At 43.4% G+C, this 3300-nt stretch carries 4 protein-coding genes and 1 pseudogene; all 5 read right to left on the minus strand.

The annotated features are described in order from the left end of the window. Positions 1-242: pseudogene (locus tag WBM98_RS12730) on the minus strand (bifunctional folylpolyglutamate synthase/dihydrofolate synthase); the annotation flags it as partial. Next, positions 243-1139 (minus strand): energy transducer TonB, encoded by an 897-nt coding sequence (locus tag WBM98_RS12735; RefSeq protein ID WP_424366399.1) that lies wholly within the window; start codon positions 1137-1139, stop codon positions 243-245. It abuts the pseudogene before it with no gap. Then, positions 1139-1525, minus strand: a complete 387-nt coding sequence (locus tag WBM98_RS12740; RefSeq protein WP_424366400.1) for an ExbD/TolR family protein — start codon at positions 1523-1525, stop codon at positions 1139-1141. Before WBM98_RS12740 ends, WBM98_RS12735 begins: the two co-directional genes overlap by 1 nt. Before the next feature lie 8 nt (positions 1526-1533). Next, the gene (locus WBM98_RS12745) at positions 1534-2226 is read right to left on the minus strand and encodes a MotA/TolQ/ExbB proton channel family protein (RefSeq protein WP_424366401.1); all 693 of its coding nucleotides are present in this window, start codon (positions 2224-2226) and stop codon (positions 1534-1536) included. Between the two features lie 50 nt (positions 2227-2276). Next, positions 2277-3300 (minus strand): sodium:proton antiporter NhaD (nhaD, locus tag WBM98_RS12750; protein WP_424366402.1); only part of this gene is annotated, 1024 nt, incomplete at its 5' end.

Consider the following 3300-nt stretch of genomic DNA (forward strand, 5'->3'; position numbering starts at 1 on the left):
GGTGAGGTGTAAAGTCCTACCTTATAACCGGCTTCCTGTAGTATAGAGGCCAACATATGACTACTGGAACCTTTACCATTGGTACCAGCCACATGTATACTCTTGAATTTTGTTTCGGGATGTTTTAAAAAGGCGGAAAACAATACTATATTGTCCAATTTCCCATGATAAGCGGATCTGCCTTTTTCCTGATATACCGGAAGTTGTGCGAACATCCAGGCCAAGGTTTCTGTATAGGTCACCTATCCCCCTAATTTAAAATTAACCACCACAAATCCAATTTGTTGATTCGGTGCATTGGAATCAAGATTCCATTTATGCATAAAAGCGGTTCTCTTTGCAGGTTCCAACAAGCAAGGATCGTTATTGGTCGTTCCTTTCACCCCAGGGGTTGCACTGATCACTTTTCCACTACGGTCCACAACGATCTTAACGACCACCCTTCCTTCTTGATTACATTCTTGCTGCACTGTGCCCTTACTGACCAAAGAGCGCCCATTTAAACCATAACCACCGGTACCACTTCCTGAACCTGGACTACCGTAATAACTTGTGGCATAGGGATCCCCATCGGGTTGGCCCTTATCACCGGGTCGGCTGTCATCGCCTTCGCTACCTGATGCCGTGCCGTCTGATTTGTTAAGGCCGCCCATAAGCTTATCCAACTCGGCTTTTTTGGCTTCTTGTTCCTTGATTTTCTTTTCTTCGGCCTCGCGTTGCTCCCTGGCGATCCTATCAGCTTCTGCCTTGGCTTTTTTAGCCACTTCCGCTGCTTTGCGTTTCGCTTCTTGCTGCTGCTTAATTTTAATGGATTCCTCACTTTCTTGGGTAAGCACTTTCTCTGTGGGCTGTTCTTTCTCGACCACTTCCTTTACTTCCTCAGGCACGGTTGCCTCCACTTGTTCTTCAGGCACGTTGGGAGGTTCGGGAATCTCCAACGGTTCAGACCTTATTTTTTCCTTGGGCTGGGTATCACCCATACCAAAATCCATGGTGCCGAAATTCACGGAAATACCATTTTCGATAGGGGGATCCATATAGGTCATCCCGATATAAAAAAGCAAAAGGAGGAGCACACTCAGCAGGACTGTTGTGAGTGTAAATGATTTTTTCTTGTGTCTCGTATCTAAAAACGACATTAATTGGGTCGCACGGCCAAGATTACCTTGTAATTGTTCCTGTTGGCAATATCCATCACATTTACCGCTTCTTTAATGGCAACGCTTTCTTCCGCCCTAAGGATTATAGTTGGTTTCTCTTGTCCTTCCAGTGCTTTTTTTAATTCAATTTCAATATATTCTCCGTTGATTCTCTCATTGTTCACAAAATACTCCAGGTTCTTATTGATACTGACCGAAACGTTTTGTGTATTGGTTGATTTCCCTTTCGCCTTTGGCAATAACAAATCCAACGCATTGGGTGAATTTGCCGTTAACATGAAAAATATCAACAACAAAAACACAATATCGGTCATAGACGACATACTGAAGTCAGGACTCACTTTATTTCTTCCTTTTAATTTCATTTCGTAGCCTACAGGGGTTCGTTCAACAAATCCAGGAACTCAACTGCATTTGCCTCCATTTTATGGATTACCTTATCTGTTCTATTCACCAAATGGTTATAGCCGATATATGCGATAATACCAACAATCAAACCAGCAACCGTAGTGGTCATTGCCGTATAGATACCCGAGGCCAAAGAGCCCATCTCAGCCTGTCCCCCACTAGAGGCCATTTCATGGAATGCCAAAATCATACCAATAACGGTCCCTAAGAAACCGATCATGGGCGCAGCCCCTGCAACAGTCGCTAGAACACTGACGTTCTTTTCTAGTTTATATACCTCAAGGGTTCCTGCATTTTCAATGGCCGTATTAATGTCGTCCAAAGGTTTGCCAATTCTGGAAACCCCTTTTTCTGTCAACCTGGCGACAGGGGAATCGGTTTGAGCGCATAATAATTTTGCGGCTTCCAATTTTCCATTGGTAACATGATCACGAATTTGGTTCATGAAATTACTATCTATCTTTGAAGCAGCTTTTATCGCAAAAATCCGTTCGAAATAAATGTAAAGTGCCACGAACAGCATTACAAAGAGCAGGGAAATAATGACGACACTACCCGTACCGCCATTGAAAATCAAATCTATGACCGAAAGCGTCTTTTCTTCTGATAGAACATCCCCTAATTCGGGGTCTTGAGCAAGATATAGTAACATTGACATATGGTTTCTCTTCTTTAATTTGCCATAATAACGGTATTTTATCGATTAAATTATGCGTTTAAGACAAAATCTCTCATTAAAACAAAGGCTGCCGCACCGGCCAGAAAACCAACCAAGGCCAACCATGCTATTTTCTTTAGGTACCAGAAGAAATCTATTTTCTCCATGCCCATAGCCACAACGCCGGCAGCCGAACCAATAATCAACATACTACCCCCTGTTCCCGCAGAATAGGCGATAAAATGCCATAGCGGATTATCCAAACTTTCCGAGAACATTCCCATACTCGCAGCCACTAGAGGTACATTGTCTATTACCGCAGAACCGACGCCAAAGAGCATGACCACAATATCGGTGTTAGGTATTGCCTCATTCAAACTTGCGGCTGCATGGAATAACAGTCCAAGGGATTCCAATGCCGCCACTGCCAATAAGATTCCCAAAAAGAACAATATACTGGGTAATTCTATTTTCGATAGCGATGCGTGTACCGGGCTATGATGTCCGGTAGTATCATGTCCTTCCCCTTCTACACTCGAAATACTGAATTTTGAACTACTATATATTTCAGCGAAGGTGGCTACCAAGGCCAAGGAAAGCATCATACCAACATAGGGGGGCAAATGGGTCACTGTTTTGAATATGGGAACAAAAACTATAGAACCCAATCCTAAATACAACATCGTTGATCCAAATTTCGACTTTGGGGCTTCATCATCTAGATTGCCATCAATAGTGCCTTTAAAGGCCTTGTTCCTGATCGCTAAAAGTACGGGGACCACCATACAAACGATTGAGGGAATCAATACATGCTCTATCAATTGTAGGGCAGACACTTTGTTCGCTATCCACAACATTGTGGTCGTAACATCACCGATTGGGGACCACGCACCTCCGGCATTGGCGGCAATGATGATCATACCAGCGAACCAAAGGCGGGTATTCCTGTCATTTACGACCTTCTGCAAAATGGTAATCAATACGATAGTCGCCGTAAGGTTGTCGATTATAGCGGATAGGATAAACGCCAAGATAGAAAACAACCAGAGTAACTTCCTTTTGCTCTTTGTTTTT

The sequence above is a fragment of the Maribacter sp. genome (genome assembly GCF_049667165.1).
GTDB lineage: Bacteria > Bacteroidota > Bacteroidia > Flavobacteriales > Flavobacteriaceae > Maribacter_A.

What these genes read in the sequence shown, in the direction of transcription:
- WBM98_RS12735 (WP_424366399.1), bottom strand. Translation starts at nt 1,139, where the DNA reads ATGTCGTTTTTAGATACGAGACACAAGAAAAAATCATTTACACTCACA.
- WBM98_RS12740 (WP_424366400.1), bottom strand. Translation starts at nt 1,525, where the DNA reads ATGAAATTAAAAGGAAGAAATAAAGTGAGTCCTGACTTCAGTATGTCG.
- WBM98_RS12745 (WP_424366401.1), bottom strand. Translation starts at nt 2,226, where the DNA reads ATGTCAATGTTACTATATCTTGCTCAAGACCCCGAATTAGGGGATGTT.